The 17,803-nt window shown below is 75.0% G+C and carries 16 protein-coding genes; 5 read left to right on the forward strand and 11 right to left on the reverse strand.

The annotated features are described in order from the left end of the window. Positions 1-3 precede the first annotated feature (3 nt). The 5 genes from ACI79H_RS03820 to ACI79H_RS03840 form a co-directional block, all read right to left on the reverse strand. Positions 4-1,644: a methyl-accepting chemotaxis protein gene (locus ACI79H_RS03820; RefSeq protein WP_456553035.1), complete on the reverse strand. Its 1,641-nt coding sequence runs from the start codon at positions 1,642-1,644 to the stop codon at positions 4-6. 92 nt (positions 1,645-1,736) lie between these two features. Further along, positions 1,737-2,540 carry an HAD family hydrolase gene (locus tag ACI79H_RS03825; protein WP_456553036.1) on the reverse strand — a complete coding sequence of 268 codons (804 nt, stop codon included), beginning with the start codon at positions 2,538-2,540 and terminating at the stop codon, positions 1,737-1,739. Beyond that, positions 2,533-3,444 carry an HAD family hydrolase gene (locus tag ACI79H_RS03830; RefSeq protein ID WP_456553037.1) on the reverse strand — a complete coding sequence of 304 codons (912 nt, stop codon included), beginning with the start codon at positions 3,442-3,444 and terminating at the stop codon, positions 2,533-2,535. The genes ACI79H_RS03825 and ACI79H_RS03830 overlap by 8 nt, the downstream gene beginning before the upstream one ends. Beyond that, on the reverse strand, positions 3,441-4,736 hold the full coding sequence (gene serS, locus ACI79H_RS03835) for a serine--tRNA ligase (RefSeq protein ID WP_456553038.1): 1,296 nt from the start codon (positions 4,734-4,736) through the stop codon (positions 3,441-3,443). The genes ACI79H_RS03830 and serS overlap by 4 nt, the downstream gene beginning before the upstream one ends. A 24-nt stretch (positions 4,737-4,760) precedes the next feature. Beyond that, on the reverse strand, positions 4,761-7,529 hold the full coding sequence (locus ACI79H_RS03840; protein WP_456553039.1) for a response regulator: 2,769 nt from the start codon (positions 7,527-7,529) through the stop codon (positions 4,761-4,763). A gap of 101 nt (positions 7,530-7,630) precedes the next feature. On the opposite strand from ACI79H_RS03840, the gene ACI79H_RS03845 reads away from it, so the two are divergent. The 3 genes from ACI79H_RS03845 (at position 7,631) to ACI79H_RS03855 (ending at position 9,842) form a co-directional block, all read left to right on the forward strand. After that, positions 7,631-9,058, forward strand: a complete 1,428-nt coding sequence (locus ACI79H_RS03845) for a GuaB1 family IMP dehydrogenase-related protein (protein WP_456553040.1) — start codon at positions 7,631-7,633, stop codon at positions 9,056-9,058. Then, complete coding sequence (locus tag ACI79H_RS03850; RefSeq protein WP_456553041.1) at positions 9,055-9,402, forward strand: metallopeptidase family protein; 348 nt, start codon at positions 9,055-9,057, stop codon at positions 9,400-9,402. Before ACI79H_RS03845 ends, ACI79H_RS03850 begins: the two co-directional genes overlap by 4 nt. A gap of 104 nt (positions 9,403-9,506) precedes the next feature. Further along, a complete protein-coding gene (locus ACI79H_RS03855; protein ID WP_311347123.1) occupies positions 9,507-9,842 on the forward strand; it encodes a GroES family chaperonin in 336 nt (111 codons plus the stop codon). Between the two features lies 1 nt (position 9,843). Here ACI79H_RS03855 and ACI79H_RS03860 read toward each other — a convergent pair whose 3' ends face one another. The 4 genes from ACI79H_RS03860 to ACI79H_RS03875 form a co-directional block, all read right to left on the reverse strand. Continuing rightward, positions 9,844-10,284 (reverse strand): hypothetical protein, encoded by a 441-nt coding sequence (locus tag ACI79H_RS03860; protein ID WP_456553042.1) that lies wholly within the window; start codon positions 10,282-10,284, stop codon positions 9,844-9,846. A gap of 74 nt (positions 10,285-10,358) precedes the next feature. After that, positions 10,359-10,772, reverse strand: coding sequence for a MerR family transcriptional regulator (locus tag ACI79H_RS03865; protein ID WP_456553043.1), 414 nt, complete (start codon positions 10,770-10,772; stop codon positions 10,359-10,361). Between the two features lie 10 nt (positions 10,773-10,782). Continuing rightward, complete coding sequence (locus ACI79H_RS03870) at positions 10,783-11,811, reverse strand: NAD(P)-dependent alcohol dehydrogenase (RefSeq protein WP_456553044.1); 1,029 nt, start codon at positions 11,809-11,811, stop codon at positions 10,783-10,785. A gap of 108 nt (positions 11,812-11,919) precedes the next feature. Then, the gene (locus tag ACI79H_RS03875; RefSeq protein WP_456553045.1) at positions 11,920-12,408 is read right to left on the reverse strand and encodes a MarR family winged helix-turn-helix transcriptional regulator; all 489 of its coding nucleotides are present in this window, start codon (positions 12,406-12,408) and stop codon (positions 11,920-11,922) included. Between the two features lie 81 nt (positions 12,409-12,489). On the opposite strand from ACI79H_RS03875, the gene ACI79H_RS03880 reads away from it, so the two are divergent. Next, positions 12,490-14,604: an MMPL family transporter gene (locus tag ACI79H_RS03880; RefSeq protein ID WP_456553046.1), complete on the forward strand. Its 2,115-nt coding sequence runs from the start codon at positions 12,490-12,492 to the stop codon at positions 14,602-14,604. 29 nt (positions 14,605-14,633) lie between these two features. On the opposite strand, the gene ACI79H_RS03885 is transcribed toward ACI79H_RS03880, so the two are convergent. Further along, positions 14,634-14,981 (reverse strand): hypothetical protein, encoded by a 348-nt coding sequence (locus ACI79H_RS03885; protein ID WP_456553047.1) that lies wholly within the window; start codon positions 14,979-14,981, stop codon positions 14,634-14,636. Between the two features lie 30 nt (positions 14,982-15,011). Beyond that, positions 15,012-15,959, reverse strand: a complete 948-nt coding sequence (gene pheA, locus ACI79H_RS03890; RefSeq protein ID WP_456553048.1) for a prephenate dehydratase — start codon at positions 15,957-15,959, stop codon at positions 15,012-15,014. Between the two features lie 110 nt (positions 15,960-16,069). Here pheA and ACI79H_RS03895 point away from each other — a divergent pair, with 110 nt between their 5' ends. Next, complete coding sequence (locus tag ACI79H_RS03895; RefSeq protein ID WP_456553049.1) at positions 16,070-17,761, forward strand: diguanylate cyclase; 1,692 nt, start codon at positions 16,070-16,072, stop codon at positions 17,759-17,761. Positions 17,762-17,803 lie beyond the last annotated feature (42 nt).

The raw sequence follows: 17,803 nt of genomic DNA on the forward strand, positions 1-17,803 counted from the left end.
TCCCTAGACGCGGAAGCGGGCGACGGCCTCCTGCAGCTCACCGCTCATGCGGGCCAGGTCCGCCGACGCCGCCTGGGCGTCGACCACGCGCTGGTTGGTCTCCTGCGTGCCGGCGGCCAGCCCGGAGATCGCCGCGGCGATGCCCTGGGTGCCGCTGGCGGCCTCGGCCACGTTGCGGTTCATCTCGTTGGTCGTGGCGGTCTGCTCCTCGACGGCCGCGGCGATGGTCGCCTGGAAGTCGTTGATCTCGCCGATGACGGTGGAGATCTGGCTGATCGCCTCGACGGCGCCCGCGGTGTCGGCCTGGATGGCCTCGACCCGCTGCGAGATGTCCTCGGTCGCCCGCGCGGTCTCCTGCGCGAGCTCCTTGACCTCGCTGGCGACGACGGCGAAGCCCTTGCCCGCCTCGCCGGCGCGGGCGGCCTCGATGGTGGCGTTGAGCGCGAGCAGGTTGGTCTGCTCGGCGATGCCGTTGATCAGCTTGATGACGGTGGCGATCTCCTGCGAGGAGTCGCCCAGCTTGCCGACGGTCCGGGTGGTGTTCTCGGCGACGTCCACGGCCTGGCTGGCGACGCGGCTGGCCTCGCTGGCGTTCTGCGAGATCTCGCGGATCGCCGACTCCATCTGCGCCGAGCCGGTGGCGACGGTGTCCACGCTGGCGGCGACGGCGCCGGCCGAGCTGACGACGTCGTCGGCCTGCCCGGCCGCGGTGCGCGCGTTGACCGAGATGCCCTCGGCCGCGGCGTTGAGCTGCTGCGAGGCGGCGGCGAGGCGGGCGGAGGAGTCGTTGACCAGCAGCAGCACGTGGCCGATGGCGTCGAGGGTCTCGTCCAGGGACTGCGCCATCTCACCGAGCTCGGCACCGCCGGTGCGGCCGGCCCGCACGGTGAGGTCACCGGCGGCCACCTGCCCGAGGATCTCGCGGATCCGCTGCACGGGGCCGGTGACGCCGCGGGCGACGACGAGGGCCAGCACGACGCTGATGACCAGGCCGGCGGCCATGATCGCCAGGGTGAGGTTGCGGGCCTGCTCGTAGGCGTCGGCGGCCTGCGCGGCGGTGGCCGACGAGGCCTCCGCGGCCGCTGCGGTGGCGACGGTGATCGAGTCCTTGATGACCGCCTCCTGCTCGCCCATGATGCCGAGCAGCTCGATGGCGCGAGCCGGGTTGCCGGCGATGAAGCCCGGCGTGGACAGCTCCGCGAGGGCCGGCAGGTAGGTCTCGACGGCGGTGGCGAACTCGTCGAAGGCGGCGCGGGACTCGGCCGGCAGGTCCATGGCGGCGACGGCGGCGGTCCGGTCGGCCAGGACCTGCATGTAGGTGGCCGCGTTCTCCTTCGCCGTGGCGATGGTCGTCGGCGGGAGGAGCGTGACGTTCGAGCGGGCGACGTTGGCCGACAGCTGCCACCAGTCGGCCTCGAGGCGGCGCAGTCCGTCGAGCGGCACGGCGCCCTGGTCGTAGACCTCCTGGGCGTTGCCGCTCAGCTCGGACATCCGGTTGATGCCGAACGCGCCGACGCCGACGGTCGTCAGCGCGACGACGAGGATGGCGCCCAGCATCCGGCTGCGCAGGCCGAAGCGCGAGCGTCGCGCGTCCTCATCGACCGGCGTCCCGTCCGCCCCCACCACCTGGTCGTCGACCTGCATCATCCCTGCTCGCTTTCTGCACGACTGGATATCGGGATCCCGACGCTGTGACCATCGGCCGCCGGCGGCCGAACTTGAGCAGAGCGGCGACGTCAGAGGGTGCGCAGGAACGCGGCGACGCCGTCCTCGTCGTTGCCGCCGGTGACGTCGGTGGCGACGGCGAGCAGGTCCGGGTGCGCGTGCGCCATGGCCACCGCCCGGCCGCCGCCGTCGCGCACCCACTCGAAGGCGGCGATGTCGTTGGGCATGTCCCCGAACACGACGACCTCCTCCGGCCCGACGCCGTGCCGCTCGGCGACCCGCGCCAGCCCGGTGGCCTTGGTGACGCCGGGCCGCGAGATCTCCGCGAGCGCGTCGGTGGAGGAGTGCGTGACGGTGGCCCGGTCGCCGACGATCTCCTCGATCAGCTCGACGAAGGCATCGGGGGCCATCGACTCGTGGCGGGCCAGCAGCTTGGCCGCCGGCGCCGCGGTCATCTCCTCCAGCGTGGCGACGGCGACACCGGGGGCGTCGACGTCCCACCGCGGGCGGTAGACCGGCTCGTGGCGGAACTCCCAGCCGTGCTCGACGGCGAACCAGGTGGAGGGCTGGCGGACGCGCAGCTCGGCGGTGATCGACCGCAGCGCATCCGGCGTCAGCGGCGCCTCGTCGACGATCTCCATCGGCTCCAGGTCGAGCAGCACGGCGCCGTTGCAGCACACCGCCGTCCCGGACCCGAGGACCTCGCGGATGCGGTGCATCCAGCGCGGCGGGCGCCCGGTGGCCAGCACGAACGGCACGCCGGCATCGCGCCACCGGCCCAGCTCGGCGACGGTCGCGTCGCTGACGGTGTCGTCGGAGCGCAGCAGCGTGCCGTCCATGTCGCTGGCGACCAGCCTGGGCTGCCAGTCAGACATCGCCCAGGACCGCCTCCAGGTAGCGGGCGACGCCGTCCACCTGGTGCCCGCTGGTGAGGTCCGGCGTCAGCGCGCGGACGGCGGGGTGCGCGTTGGCCACGGCCACCGCGCGGCCGCCGGCCTCGCGCACCGCGCCGAGCATCGGCAGGTCGTTGGGCATGTCGCCGAACACGAGGACGTCGCCGAAGCCCACGCCGTACCGGTCCAGCGCCAGCTGCAGCCCGCTGGCCTTGGTGATGCCCGGCGGCAGCACCTCGATGAAGCCCAGGCCGGCGTGGGTCACCTCGGCGTCGACCGGGTCGACCACGGACCGCGCCAGCGCCAGCAGCTCGTCCTGGCCGTGGGTCGCCGAGCGCAGGAACACCTTGAGCACGGCGCCGGGCGGCAGCACCTCGCCCCGCTCCAGGAGCTGGGACGGCTCGGGGTAGGGCCAGTCGAAGCCGTGCTGCACCCGCAGCCGCGCGTGCACCTGCCCCTGCTCGGCGGCCTCCTCGACGGCCAGCACGACCTCGCCGGCGGCCCGCTCGATCTGCTCGATGACCCGCACGGCCTGGTCCCGCGGGAGAGCGACCGCGCGCAGCACCTCGTCGCGCTCGAGGTCGACGACGAACCCGCCCTGCGACAGCACCGCGATGCCGCGGTGGTCCAGGGCCGCCCTGACCGTCTCGAGCAGGCGCGGACCGCGACCGGTGACCCCGACGACGGGGATGCCGGCGTCCCAGCACGCCTCCAGCGCGGCGCGCGTGCGGGGGCTGACCAGGCCGTCGGCGTCCAGCAGCGTGCCGTCGAGGTCGCTGGCCACCAGCTTGGGCCGCCAGGAGCCGACGTCGCCGAGCTCGACCACCCGCTCGGCGCCGTCGAGGACGCCGTGGGCGCGGATGGCGCGCGGTGGGCGCTCGCTCATGCGGTGGGCACCGGCGCGGCCAGCGTCATGCCCGGCGTCAGCGCCTCGACCCCGCCCAGCCAGGGGCGCAGCGCGACCGGCACGTGCACCGACCCGTCGGCGCGCTGGTGCACCTCGAGCAGGCAGGCGATGGTGCGGGCGATGGCGCAGAGGGTGCCGTTCAGCGTCGCCGCCGTCTGGTTCCTCCCCTCCGCGTCGCGGTAGCGGATGGCCAGCCGCCGCGCCTGGAAGGTGGTGCAGTCCGAGGTGCTGGTGAGCTCCCGGTAGGTGCCCTGGGTGGGGAACCACGCCTCGATGTCGTACTTGCGGGCGGCGCTGCTGCCCAGGTCGCCGGCGGCGATGTCGACCACCCGGTAGGGCAGCTCCAGCGCCTGGAGGAACTCCTCCTCCCACTGCAGCAGCCGCAGGTGCTCGGCGGCGGCGTCCTCGGGGGCGCAGAAGCTGAACATCTCGACCTTGTCGAACCAGTGCACGCGGATGATGCCGCGGGTGTCCTTGCCGTACGAGCCGGCCTCGCGGCGGAAGCAGGACGACCAGCCGGCGTAGCGCTTCGGGCCCGTCGAGAGGTCCAGCACCTCGTCGGCGTGCATGCCGGCCAGCGCCACCTCGGAGGTCCCGACGAGGTACAGGTCGTCGCGCTCGATCCGGTACACCTCCTCGTCGTGCTCGCCGAGGAAGCCGGTGCCCTCCATCGCCGAGGGCTTGACCAGGGCCGGCGCGATGACCGGAGTGAACCCGGCCGCGACGGCGCGGCTGATGGCGAGCTGGGCGAGGGCGAACTCGAGCAGCGCGCCGGGGCCGGTCAGGAAGTAGAAGCGCGAGCCCGACACCTTCGCGCCGCGCTCCATGTCGATGGCGCCCAGCGCCTCACCGATCTGGATGTGGTCGCGCACGGGGAAGTCGTAGGCCGGCACCTCGCCGACGGTGCGCAGCGGGACGGCGTCGTCCTCGCCGCCGGGCGGGACGCCGTCGTGGACGACGTTGGCGATCGCCAGGTGCGCGGTGCGCAGCGCGGCGTCGGCCTCGCGCTGGGCCTCCTCGGCCTGCTTGACCTCGGCGGCCAGCGCCCTGGCCCGCTCCAGGACGGCGGGCCGCTCCTCCGGGCTCGCCTTCTTCACCGCCTGCGAGGCGGCCTTCTGCTCGCCGCGCAGGTCGTCGCCCCGCTTGACCGCCTCGCGGCGGGCGGCGTCGGCGGCCAGGAGCGCGTCGACCAGGGACTCGTCGTCGCCCCGCGCCCGCTGGCTGGCACGGACGAGGTCGGGGTTCTCGCGCACGAGTCGCAGGTCGATCACGACCCGATCGTAGGTGGCGCGGCCTCAGCCCACGCCGCGCAGCAGGGCCCGGACGGCGTCCTGGACCCGCGCGCTCTCCTCCTGCAGCTCGAGCAGGGCCCGGTCGCGCTCGCCGGGCGCGCCCGCGTGCTCGACCTGCCCGCACAGCTCGGCGAGCCGCAGGGCGCCCATCGTGGCGCTGCTGCCCTTCAGCCGGTGAGCCAGGCCGGGCACCGAGCCGGGGCCGGCGGCGGGTGCCTCCGCGGCGGCCGCGGCGGCGTCGAGGGCGGCCAGCGCGGCGGCGAGGCTGTCGGCGTACCCCGCGTACAGCTCGTCGAAGGACTCCTCGCCGAGGCTGCGGATCTCCTCCACGATCTCGACGTCGAGGACGTCGGGCACGTCGAGGACGTCGGGCACGTCTGTCGGCGCGGGATCGGCGTCGGCCGGGCGGCACGCCTCGAGCGCCGCGCGGAGGGTGCCGATGCGCAGCGGCTTGGTCAGGAAGTCGTCGGCGCCGGCGCCCAGGAACGCGGCCCGGTCGCTGGCCAGCACCCCGGCGGTGAGGGCCAGGACGCGCGGCTGCCGCACCGGCAGCGCGCGGATCGCGGCGGTCGCGTCCACCCCGCCCAGCACCGGCATCTGCGCGTCCATGAGGACGACGTCGTACTGCCCGGTCCGCACGGCCTCGACGGCCTGCCGGCCGTCGGCGACCCGGTCGCTGCGGTGCCCCAGCCGGTCGAGGTAGAGGCCGACCAGCTGCGCGTTCACGTCGTTGTCCTCGGCGACCAGCACGCGCAGCGGCCGGTCGGTGCGGTCGTCGGCCGGTGCGGGGGCACCCGGGCGCCCGGTCGCGGGTGCGGCCGTGCGGAGCACCGAGCGGAGCGTCGTCACCAGGCGCTCGGGGCGCACCGGCTTGTGCAGCCGGGCGGCGAACAGGCCGTCCCCGGCCGGTGCCGACGGCGAGCTGCTCAGCAGCACGAGCGGCAGCGACGCGGTGGCGGGGGCCGCGCGCAGGAGACCGGCCAGCTCGGCGCCGTCCAGATCGGGCATGCGGAGGTCCAGCAGGCCGGCGTCGAAGGCGGGCCCGCGGGCGAGCAGCTCCAGCGCCTCGGCGCCGCTGTGGGCGAGCACGCACTCGGCGCCGGCGCGGGTGAGCTGCTGCTCCAGGATGCGCAGGTTGGTCGGGTTGTCGTCCACCAGCAGCAGGCGGCGGCCGGTCAGGCCCGGTCGATCGCCGGGCTCGCCGGCCCCGGTGCCGGGCCGGAGCCGCACCGTGGCGGTGAAGGTGGAGCCCTCCCCCGGGATGCTGACGACGTCGATGTCCCCGCCCATCGCCTCGGTGATGCGCCGGCTGATGGCCAGGCCGAGACCCGTCCCGCCGTAGCGGCGGGTGGTCGAGGCGTCGACCTGGCTGAAGGCGCGGAAGAGCCGCTGCTGCTGCGCGGCGGGGATGCCGATGCCGGTGTCGGTCACCGACACCCGGCAGCGCAGCGCACCAGCGTCGACGCGGGCGGAGAGCCCGACGACGACCTCGCCGTGCTCGGTGAACTTCAGCGCGTTGCTCACCAGGTTCAGCACCACCTGGCGCAGCCGCACGCTGTCCCCGATGACCTCCTGCGGGCAGTCGGCGTCGACGTCGACCAGCAGGTCCAGGCCCTTGGCCGCCGCCTGCGGGGCGAGCAGCCGGGCCACGTCGTACAGCACGCCGGGCAGGTCGAAGGGCGCCTGCTCCAGCTCGAGCTCGCCGGCCTCGATCTTCGAGAAGTCGAGGATGTCGTTGATGACGGCGAGCAGGCTGTCGCCGCTGCCGGCGATGGTCTCCAGGTGGCCGCGCTGGCCGTCGGTCAGCTCCGTGGTGAGCAGCACGTCGGTGAGCCCGAGGACGGCGTTGAGCGGCGTGCGGATCTCGTGGCTCATCGTGGCCAGGAACGCCGCCCGGGCCTGCCCGGCGCGCTCGGCCTGGTCGCGGGCCTCGACGAGCTCCCGCTCGCGGGCGGCGACGGTCTCCTCGTGCTGCCGCAGCGCGCTGCCCAGCACGTTGACGTCCTCGGCGATCTCGCGCAGCTCCGCGGGGCCGCGGGGCACCAGGCAGCTGTCCAGGTCGCCGGCGGCCAGGTCGGCCAGGGTGCTGCGGACGCCGTCGATCGGGGGCGCGAGCAGGCCGGTGACCCGCCGGTGGGCGCGCCACACGCCCGTGCCGACGGCGACCACGACGACGACGAAGAGGCCGGCGCCGCCCAGGACGACCCAGTCGCCCAGCGTCTCCGCCCGGTCCCGGCGCTCCTCGACGGCTGCGTGCACCTCGGCCGCGACGGCGCGGTAGGCGTCGAACAGCGCCTTGTCCTCCTCGAGCAGCTCGGCGAGGGCGGCGCCGTCGTCGACGGGCGGCTGCCAGACCAGCAGCGGCTGGACCCAGGTCTCCACCCAGTCCGCCTGGGCGGCGCGCAGCCGCTCGAGCTCGTCGGTCGTCGCCCGGTCGCCCCGGGCCTGCTCGTCGAGCGAGGCCGTCGTCCGGGCCAGCTCGGACACGCCGCGGTAGTAGGGCTGCAGGAAGCGCACCTGCCGGGTGACGAGGAAGCCGCGCAGCCCGGTCTCCTGGTCGACCATGGCCACGTGGGCGTCCTGCAGGTCGCTGAGCAGGTGGTTCGCCCGGTCGACCCGGGAGCCGAGCACGGTGACGGCGACGACGGCGAGGGCCACCGTGGTCACGGCGACCACCGAGAGCGCCGCCAGCCCGACCAGCAACGGCCGGCGCAGCAGCACGCGCAGGGTGGGCGCGTCCCGGCGGGGCGCGGAGGTGGGTCGGGCCGTCACCGGAACCGCATCGGCCACTCGCCGGGACTGCTTGAGCGCCTCCCCCCGAGGTGGCAGGCGCGGACTCCCCGGCGGAGGGGCGGCTCAGGGACACTGGGGGCATGCGCTTCCTGCAGCGGCCCGACCACGACCTCACCTACGCCGACGTCTTCATGGTGCCCAACCACTCGACGGTCGGCTCCCGGCTGGAGGTCGACCTCACCACGCCGGACCGCGTGGGCACGACGATCCCCGTGGTCGTCGCCAACATGACGGCGATCTCCGGTCGCCGCATGGCCGAGACCGCTGCCCGCCGCGGCGGGCTCGCGGTGCTGCCGCAGGACATCCCGGTCGACGTCGTCGCCGAGGTCGTCTCCTGGGTCAAGCAGCGGCACCCGGTCTACGACACCCCGATCACGCTCTCCCCGCACTCGACGGTCGGCGAGGCGCTGTCGCTGCTCACCAAGCGCGCGCACGGAATCGTCGTCGTCGTCGAGGACGGCTCGCCGGTCGGCGTCGTCACCGACGGGCAGTGCCAGGGTGTGGACCGGTTCACCCAGCTGTCCGAGGTGATGACCCGCGAGCCGCTGACCATCCCGGCCGGCACCGACCTGCCGAAGATCTTCGACGTCCTCTCCGGCGAGCGGATCAGCGCGGCCCCCGTGGTCGAGGGCGACCGGCTGGTCGGCGTCGTCACGAAGAAGGGCGCGCTGCGCTCGGCGATCTACACCCCGGCGGTCAACCAGGACGGGCACCTCCTCACCTCGGCCGCCGTGGGCATCAACGGCGACGTCGCCGGCAAGGCGGGCGCGCTGCTCGCGGCGGGCGTCGACGTGCTGGTGGTCGACACCGCGCACGGGCACCAGGACAAGGCGATCGAGGCGCTGCGCGCGGTGCGGTCGGTGGCCGGGTCCGCGCCGGTCGTCGCCGGCAACGTGGTGACGGCGCAGGGCACGCGCGACCTGATCGAGGCCGGCGCCGACGTCGTCAAGGTGGGCGTGGGCCCCGGCGCGATGTGCACCACCCGGATGATGACCGGTGTCGGCCGGCCGCAGTTCTCCGCCGTGGAGGAGTGCGCCGCCGAGGCCCGCTCGCTGGGCAGGCACGTGTGGGCCGACGGCGGCGTGCGGCACCCCCGCGACATCGCGCTCGCCCTGGCCGCCGGCGCGGCGAACGTGATGGTGGGTTCCTGGTTCGCCGGGACGTACGAGTCGGCCGGCGACATCCACGACGACGGCTCGGGCCGGCTCTACAAGGAGTCGTTCGGCATGGCCTCGGCGCGGGCGGTCAAGGCGCGGACGGCGAGCGCCTCCGGCTTCGAGCGGGCGCGGGCCGGCCTGTTCGAGGAGGGCATCTCGTCGTCCCGGATGTACCTGGACCCGGCCCGCCCGGGGGTCGAGGACCTGATCGACCAGATCGTGGCCGGCGTGCGGTCCTCGTGCACCTACGCGGGCGCCCGCACCGTCGACGAGCTGCACGAGCGGGCGGTGCTGGGGGTGCAGAGCGCGGCCGGCTACGAGGAGGGCCGCCCGCTGCCGACGTCCTGGTGAGGGTCCTGCCACTGCCGGTGTTCGAGGCGCTGGTCGCCGACGCGCTGGACCAGGTCCCGCCGGACCTGCTGGCCCTCATGGACAACGTCGTCGTCCTGGTCGAGGACCGGAACCCCGACGAGCCCGAGCTGCTCGGGCTCTACGAGGGGTACGCGCTGACCGAGCGCGGCTGGGAGTACGGCGGGGCGCTGCCGGACCGGATCATGATCTACCGCGAGGCGATCTGCGACATCTGCGAGACGGCCGAGGAGATCGTCGAGGAGGTCACGATCACCGTCGTCCACGAGATCGCGCACCACTTCGGCATCGAGGAGGACCGCCTCCACGAGCTCGGCTGGGGCTGAAACCGCCTGCCTTTTCCCCAGAAAGGCAGCCTGCTCCATCCCGGAAAAGCACGCCGCTTTACCGCGGAAAAGCAGGAAGGGGCGGGCGGGTAGCGTCGGAGGACGTGCCCGACGACATCGCCGCGACCGGCAAGCTGCCGATCAAGATGCTGCACGACCGCATCCTGGTCGCGCTCCGCAAGGAGGACGGCGACCGGCGCTCCAGCGGCGGCATCCTGATCCCCGCCACCGCCCAGGTGGCCAAGCGGCTCGTCTGGGGCGAGGCGAAGGGCGTGGGCCCGAGCGTGCGGCAGGTCAAGGTCGGCGACCAGGTGCTGTTCTCGCCCGAGGACCAGCACGAGGTCGAGGTGCACGGCGAGGACCTGATCATCCTGCGCGAGCGCGACGTGCACGCCGTCGCGGCCGAGCGGATCGAGGAGTCGACCGGGCTCTACCTCTAGCTCAGAGGTCGCGGAACTCGCAGTCGTCGACGTCCGGGAAGACCTGCGCCCGGGGGCACACGAGGTGCTGCCAGTCGACGCTGCGGTAGCTGTCGGGCCGGTTGTCCACGAACACCTCGCCCGTGCCGTCGGGCAGCGCCCGGTGGTACATGGGCACCGGGAGGCTGTCGACCCCGTGCACCAGCACGACCAGCTCCGCGGTCCGGCCGGCGGCCACCGCCGCGGCGAAGCAGTCGGCCGCCGCGCCGGTCACCCGGTCCTGGAGGACGACCAGGCGGGCGCGGCCGCAGTCGGGCAGCTCCGGCCGCTCGGCGAAGAGGTCCGGCGGGACGACGGGGGCCGGCGCCGGGACCGGCCAGGGGCCTGCCGCCCAGCCGAACCCGGACAGCAGGAACGCCAGGGCTGCCGGGAGCCACGCCCGGAGCACCCACTCGAAGTCCACCGTCCGCGCCCCCGTCCCGAGGGCGCCATCCTGCCCGGGCCGCGGGCTCCGCGGTAGCGGCCGTCACCTCGGGGTCAGGCCACGGCCTCCCGGTCGGCCACCTCGTCCTCGCAGTCCAGGCCGAGCGCGATCAGCCGCCGGTACTCCGCCGTCTTCGCCTGCACCACGGCGAGGTCCTCCCGCAGCTGCGCGAGCCGGGCCTCGATCGCCTCGGTCTGCTGCTCGAGCAGCCGGAGCCGCAGCGGGTGGACGTCGGGCGTCCCGCCGCCCAGCTGGACGAACGCCCGCACGTCGGCCACCGGCATCCCGGTGCGGCGCAGCGCCTGCACCAGCCGGATGAAGCGGACGGCGGCCGGCGGGTAGCGGCGGCGGCCGTCGGCGGTGCGCTGCACGAGCGGGATCAGCCCCTCCCGCTCGTACCAGCGCAGCGTGTCGATGCTGAGCCCCGTCTGCTCGGACACCTCGCGGATGCCCGGATCCGTGATCACGGGCACCACGCTAGGCGGTCACGTCGAGCACGAACCGCCAGCGCACGTCGCCGTCGGCCAGCCGGGTGAAGGCGGTGTTCACCTCGGCGAGCGGCAGCACCTCGACGTCCGCGGTGAGGCCGTGCTCGCCGCAGAAGTCGAGCATCTCCCGCGTCTCGACGGTGCCGGCCGAGCCGGAGACGGTGAGGGTGCGGCCGAGCAGGCTGAACGCCTCGACCGAGTACCGCTCGGGCAGGCCGAGGACGACGAGGGTGCCGTCGAGCCGCAGCGTGCGCAGGTAGGGCGAGACGTCGTGCGCCCCGGACGCGGTGTCCACGACGACGTCGAGCCGGCCGGACGCCGCGCGCATCGCCGCCTCGTCGGTGGAGACGACGACCTGCGCGGCACCGAGCGCGCGGGCGGCGTCCTCCTTGCCCGCCGAGGTGGTGAACACCGTGACCTCCGCCCCCAGCGCGACGGCGAACTTGACCGCGAGGTGGCCCAGCCCGCCGAGCCCGACGACGCCGACCCGCCGGCCGGGGCCCACGCCCGCCCGGCGCAGCGGCGCCCAGGTGGTCACGCCCGCGCACATCAGCGGGGCGGCGCCGGCCGGGTCGAGCCCCTCGGGCAGGGCGTATGCGAAGGCGTCGCGGACGACGTACTCCGTCGAGTACGCCCCCTGGGTCGGGCTCCCGTCGCGCAGGTCGCGGCCGCCGTAGGTCAGCGCCGGGAAGCCGACGCAGTAGGACTCCCGGTGCGCGAGGCAGTTCTCGCACTCCCCGCACGAGTCGACGATGTTGCCGACCGCCACGGCGTCGCCCACCCGCAGGCGGGTCACGTCCGAGCCGACCCCGCTGACCACGCCGGTGAACTCGTGGCCGGGCACCAGCGGCGGAGCACCGGCGGCCAGCCCTTCCACCGCGTGCAGGTCGCTGTGGCAGACACCCACGTGGGTGACCCGCACGGCGACGTCGTCGGCCCGCAGGTCCCGCCGCTCGAACTCGATCGGCCGCAGCCGCCCACCCGGCTCGGTGGCCGCGTACCCCGTCACAGATCGCATGCCGGCGACGCTAGGAGCTGGAGCGCACTCCAGCGCAACTGCTCGAGCCCACCCAGGCTTGGGTACCTCTACCGGTGGTCCCGGGCCCTGGAACGCGGGCAGAGGTACCTATGCCTGGGTCGGGGCCGCCGGCGGCGGGTCGGTGCGGGCGTGCCGGGCGACCCCCTCGGTCATGTCGACCAGGAACCGGCGGACGACGGCGAGCTCCTCGTCGGTGTAGCCCTCCAGCGCGGCGACCAGGTCGCGCGCGAGGCCGCCGAAGTGCTCCGAGCCGGCGGTGCGGGCGGAGTCGGACAGGTGCAGGGACACCCGGCGCCGGTCCTCCGGGTCGCGCTCGCGTCGCACGTGGCCGACCCGCTCCAGGCGGTCGACCAGCGCCGTCACCGACGCCGACCGCAGCTCGACCGCCTCGCCCAGGCGCCCCGCGGTGAGCGCCTCCCCGCGGCGCGCCGCGTCCATGATCGCGACGAGGGCGCGCACGTCGGTGCGGCCGAGCCCGTGCTCCTCGGCGAAGCGCTGGCTGACCGCGTCCAGCTCGACGGACAGCCGGCGCAGCAGCAGCACGAGCTCACGGCGCTCGCCGTCGTCGGACACCACCTGCGACCCCTTCCCGGGCGGGACCCGGCACACCCTGCCTATCATCTCGATGATCGAGATAATCGACCGTCAAGGAAAATCATGCCTCGCCGCGCCCTCCGCTGGATCCTCCCCGCCGTCGTCGCCCTGCTGTGGATCGGCCTGGCCGGCCCGCTCGGCTCGTTCAGCGGGAGGCTCGCCGAGGTGTCGGAGGACGACTCGGCCGCCTTCCTGCCCGACAGCGCCGAATCCACGCGCGTCACCGAGTTGCAGCGGCAGTTCCAGACCGAGCGCGCGCTGCCGGTGATCCTGCTGTGGGAGAGCGAGGACGGCCCGCTCGACGCCGCCGCACTCCCCCAGGCGCAGGAACGGCTCGACGAGGCCATCCGCATCGCCGAGGACGCCGGCGCCCTGCGGGGCGAGCCGTCACCGGTCATCCCCTCCGAGGACGGCGAGGCCCTGCAGGCGGTGCTGCCCTTCGACCCCGACCTGGGCGAGGCCCTGCCCGAGATCGTCGCCGAGCTGCGCGCCCTCGACGGGATCCAGGGCACCACCGCCTTCGTCACCGGCCCCGGGGCGGTCTTCTCCGACTTCTCCGAGGGGTTCTCGGGCATCGACGGCCTGCTGCTGCTCGCGGCGTTCGGCGTCGTGCTGCTGATCCTGCTGGTCGTCTACCGCAGCCCGCTGCTGCCGCTGCTGGTCATCGGCACCGCGGGCATGGCGCTGGTCGTCTCGCTGGCGGTGGCCTACTTCCTCGCCGACCGGGGCTGGATCGACGTCAACGGCCAGAGCCAGGGCATCGCCTCCATCCTGGTCGTGGGCGCGGCCACCGACTACGGGCTGCTGCTCGTCGCGCGGTACCGGGAGGAGCTGCGGCAGGAGCGCTCGACCTCCACCGCGATGCGCATCGCGCTCCGGCAGTCGTGGGAGCCGATCCTCGCCTCGGGCGGCACGGTGATCCTCGGCGTGCTCTGCCTGCTGTTCTCCGACCTCGGCTCCAACCGCGGCCTGGGCCCGATCTCGGCGGTCTCCATCGCCTTCGCCATGCTCGCCGCGCTCACCTTCCTGCCCGCCGTCCTGGTGCTGTTCGGCCGCGCCGCCTTCTGGCCGTTCCGCCCCCGCTTCGGCGAGGAGCAGGCGCACGGCCGCGGCTGGGAGCGGATCGCCACCTCGGTCGGCCGCCGCCCGCGCCGCTACCTGCTGATCAGCGGCGGGGTGCTGCTCGCCCTGTCGCTCTTCCTGCCGATGTTCGACTCCGACGGCATCCCGCTGTCCGAGGGCGTGCGCGGCGGCTCCGAGTCCGGCGCCGGCCAGGAGGCCATCGCCCGGCACTTCGAGGCCGGCGCGGCCAGCCCAGCGGTGATCATCACGCCGGCCGGGGGCTGGCAGGAGGTCGCGGACGCTGCGGCGGCGACCGACGGCGTCGCCGAGGTCGCCCCCTTCACCGGCGAGCAGTCCGGCCCGCCCGGCGCCGGCGGCGAGCCGCTCGAGGTCGACGGCCTGGTCCGGCTGGAGGCGACGCTCGGCGACGCCCCCGACAGCGAGGCGGCGCAGAGCACCGTCTCCGACCTGCGGACGGCGGTCCGCGACGTCGAGCCCGACGCGCTGGTCGGCGGCTCCTCGGCGCAGGACCTCGACACCCAGGAGACCGCCGCCCGCGACCTGCTGGTCATCGTGCCGCTGGTGCTGCTGGTCATCACGATCGTGCTGGCCCTGCTGCTGCGCGCGGTGGTGGCGCCGATCCTGCTGGTCGCCACCACGGCGCTGAGCACGGCGGCCACCGTCGGCGTCGGCGCGCTGGCGTTCGACCACCTCTTCGACTTCCCCGGCAGCGACCCGCAGGTGCTGCTGATCGGGTTCGTGTTCCTGGTGGCGCTGGGGATCGACTACAACATCTTCCTCATGACCCGGGCGCGGGAGGAGTCGCTCCGGCACGGGGCCCGCGAGGGGGTGCTGCGCGCGCTGGCCGTCACCGGCGGGGTGATCACGAGCGCGGGCCTGGTGCTCGCGGCCACCTTCGGCGCGCTCACGGTGCTGCCGCTGGTCATCCTCATCCAGCTCGGGTTCCTGGTCGGCTTCGGCGTCCTGCTCGACACCTTCGTCGTCCGCACCCTGCTGGTGCCCGCCGCCGTGCACCTGCTCGGCGACCGGGTGTGGTGGCCCAGCCGGCTCGCCCACGGCCCGAGATCTGCACACTCGGGCCCTTCAGCGCCCTGAACACCCCGAGTGTGCAGATCTCGCGGAGGTCAGCCGGCGAGGAGGATCCAGCCGACGAGGACGACGCCGACAACCACCCACACCAGGGGCACGCGGTCGACCCACCGCGCGGCGGCGTGCTGCCGGGAGGCGAAGAGCACCCAGGCCGCGATCGTCGTGCCGAGGGCCACGAACGGGTAGGCGAACCAGCCCAGGACGATCGGCGCGGCCGCCGCCGAGTCCCAGTTCGCCAGGCCCATCGTGCCGCCGACGGCCAGGACGAACCACGGCAGCAGGAAGAGCAGGTAGAGGCCCTGCAGGACGCCGAGCTCGATCGCGGCGGCCCGGCGAGCGGCGTCCGGAGAGGGGTGCCGGTCGACCGGCGGAGCGTGCACCACGGCGGCGCAGCGTAGCGGCGGACCGCCCGCTCAGACGTCTCCGGCGCGCACCCGGTCCAGCCAGTCGCCAGCCTCGGCGAACGCGGCGTCGGCCGACTCCTCCGGCACCGCGCGGTTCTCCCGCCCGTCGGCGCGGGGGTAGGAGCCCAGGAAGCGGACGTCGTCGCACACCCGGTGCAGCGCGGCGACCGCTTCCCCGACGCGGTGGTCGGCGATGTGGCCCTCGCAGTCCAGCGAGAACGAGTAGACCCCCAGCCGCTGGCGGGTGGGCCGCGACTCGATGCGGGTGAGCGAGATGCCGCGGGCGGCGAACTGGGCCAGCAGGTCCAGCAGCGCGCCCGTCCGGTCCCCCACGACGGCGACCAGCGACGTCTTGTCGTTGCCGGTGGGCGCGGGCAGCGGGCCGGGGCGGGACACCAGCACGAACCGGGTGACCGCGCCGGCGTGGTCGGCGATGTCGTCGGCCAGGGCGTCCAGGCCGTACCGCCGGGCCGCGATCGACGCGCACACCGCGGCGTCGAACTCGCCGGCCGCCACCGCCGCCGCCGCGGCGGCGGTGGAGCTCGCGGGCAGCGGCGTGACGCCGGGCAGGTTCGCCTCCAGCCACCGCCCGGTCTGGGCGAGGGCGTGCGGGTGGCTGGCCACCGAGCGCACCGCGTCCAGGGTCGTCCCCGGCCGGACGGCGAGGGTGAACGCCACCGGCAGGAACACCTCGCGGGTGATGATCAGCGGGTCGCCGTCGGCCAGGCCGTCCATGGTCGCCGGCACCGAGCCCTCGACCGAGTTCTCCAGCGGCACCAGCCCGGCGTCCGCCTCGCCCGAACGGACGGCGGCCAGCGTGGCCGGGACACTCGGCCGGGGGGTCGTCGTTCCCTCGCCGGGGTCAACGGCCCTGCTCAGCGCGGCCTCGGCGAAGGTACCCTCGGGCCCGAGATAGGCGAACCGCGGAGGAGACGTGCTGGGGTGCATCCCGGGCATCCGACGAGGGTAGTGCGGGCGGGTCACGGCGAGAGCGCGACCCGGGGGAAGCTGCCTCGCTGATCGGCAGCTCCGGGGAGCCCGGACGACGACCCGCGACTGGAGGTGGCGTGCCCCCCGCCTTCCCGGCCGCTGCCTCCCCCAGCCCACCGCCGGTCGGGACCGACCGGCTGGACGCGGCCCTGTGGCGCCTGTTGACCGCCGGCGACCGGGACGACGCCGCCGTCGGTGGCCTGCTCGACGAGGCCGACGAGGAGCTGACCGGCGCCTCCGACCCGTACCGGACCGCCTGGCGCTCCGCCCTGGCCGCCCGGCGCGGCCTGGCCGACGGCGACCACGAGTCGGCGGCCGCGGCGGTGACCGCGGCGCGCGAGGCGCTGCACGACTGCCTGCCCTCCACCTGGACGGCGCTGGCGCTGGCCTACCTCGCGCACGTCGAGGTCACCGCCGACCACGTCGACGCCGCGATGCTCATGGCGGTCGACGCCAGCCTGCTCACCGAGGAGCCCGCGGCCGCGGAACCCTCGCGGCCGCTGCTCCAGGCGCACCGGTGGCTCTCCCTCACCCTCGCCGGCCTCGACCTCGAGGAACTCGCGGTCGCGCACGCCGCCCGGGCCCACCGCGTGGCCCTCGAGCTGCCCGACGTCGACGACCGGTGGCACACGCTGGTGCTCAGCGCCCAGCAGCACGTCGAGCTGGCCCAGACGCTGCGCCGCCGCGGCGACGAGCAGCGCGCCCGCGAGCTCGCCGAGGAGGCCATCGGCCACGCCACGACCGCCCGCGAGCTGGACCGCGAGCCCGCGCCTGCCGAGGCCGACCTGCTGGACGTGCTCCAGGCGTGGGCGCTGACCTGCACCGACGACCTCGAGGCCGCCCTGAGCCCGCTGCGCCGCGTGCACCGCCACGTCCAGGCCGACGGCGACGTGTGGCTGCGCGGCTACACCGACCTCGTGCTGGCCCGGCTGCTGGTCCGCTTCACCGCCCGCGACGGCGACCGGGTGCGCGGCGAGGAGGCCGTGCAGCTGCTCGTGGACGCCGCCGGCGCCTTCGCCGCCGCCGGCGACCGGCGCCGCTACCGCCAGTGCCTGCTCGAGCTCGGGCAGAACACCGCCGACCTGGGCCGCCCGGCCGAGGCGCTGCACTGGCTGGAGGCCTACCGCGCCGACACCGGCCGGGCGCACGCCCGCGGCCGGCAGCTGTGGGCGGAGATGTTCGTCCGCCGCAGCCGGCTGCGGGAGGCCGAGCGGCAGGCCGCCGTGCTGCGCCGGCACGCCCTCGAGGACCCCCTCACCGGCCTGGGCAACCGGCGCAGCGCCGAACGCCGGCTGGCCGGGCTCCGGTTCGGCGACGAGCCGCTGTCGCTGGCCGTCGTCGACGTCGACCGGTTCAAGGCGGTCAACGACGGCGCCTCGCACACGCAGGGCGACGTCGTCCTGCGCCGGGTGGCCGACCTGCTGCGCGAGCACAGCCGCACCGGCGACGAGGTGTTCCGCTGGGCCGGCGACGAGTTCCTCGTGCTGCTGCCGACGGCGACCGAGGCGCAGGCCGTCGTCGTCATGGAGCGGCTGCGGGCCGCCGTGGCCGCGGCCGACTGGTCGGACCTCCGGCTGACCGAGCCGGTCACCGTGAGCGTCGGGGTGGCCACGGCGCCCGAGGTGGACGACGAGCAGCCCGAGCCGGTGGCCGGCTGGCGGGCGCTGTTCGACACCGCGGACCTGCTGCTGTTCTCCGCCAAGCGCAGCGGCCGCAACCGGGTCCGCGCGCCCGGCGGCGGGCCGCTCGACGGGCGGGCCGGGGCGTGAGCGAGCTTGCGAGCTCACGAATGAGCAGAGCAGCCCCGCGAA

The organism is Blastococcus sp. SYSU D01042 (assembly GCF_054050515.1).

Excerpts from the sequence above, each read along its gene's own strand:
- ACI79H_RS03820 (WP_456553035.1), bottom strand. The coding sequence starts at position 1,644 with ATGCAGGTCGACGACCAGGTGGTGGGGGCGGACGGGACGCCGGTCGAT.
- ACI79H_RS03825 (WP_456553036.1), bottom strand. The coding sequence starts at position 2,540 with ATGTCTGACTGGCAGCCCAGGCTGGTCGCCAGCGACATGGACGGCACG.
- ACI79H_RS03830 (WP_456553037.1), bottom strand. The coding sequence starts at position 3,444 with ATGAGCGAGCGCCCACCGCGCGCCATCCGCGCCCACGGCGTCCTCGAC.
- ACI79H_RS03845 (WP_456553040.1), top strand. The coding sequence starts at position 7,631 with ATGCGCTTCCTGCAGCGGCCCGACCACGACCTCACCTACGCCGACGTC.
- ACI79H_RS03870 (WP_456553044.1), bottom strand. The coding sequence starts at position 11,811 with ATGCGATCTGTGACGGGGTACGCGGCCACCGAGCCGGGTGGGCGGCTG.
- ACI79H_RS03880 (WP_456553046.1), top strand. The coding sequence starts at position 12,490 with ATGCCTCGCCGCGCCCTCCGCTGGATCCTCCCCGCCGTCGTCGCCCTG.
- pheA (WP_456553048.1), bottom strand. The coding sequence starts at position 15,959 with ATGCCCGGGATGCACCCCAGCACGTCTCCTCCGCGGTTCGCCTATCTC.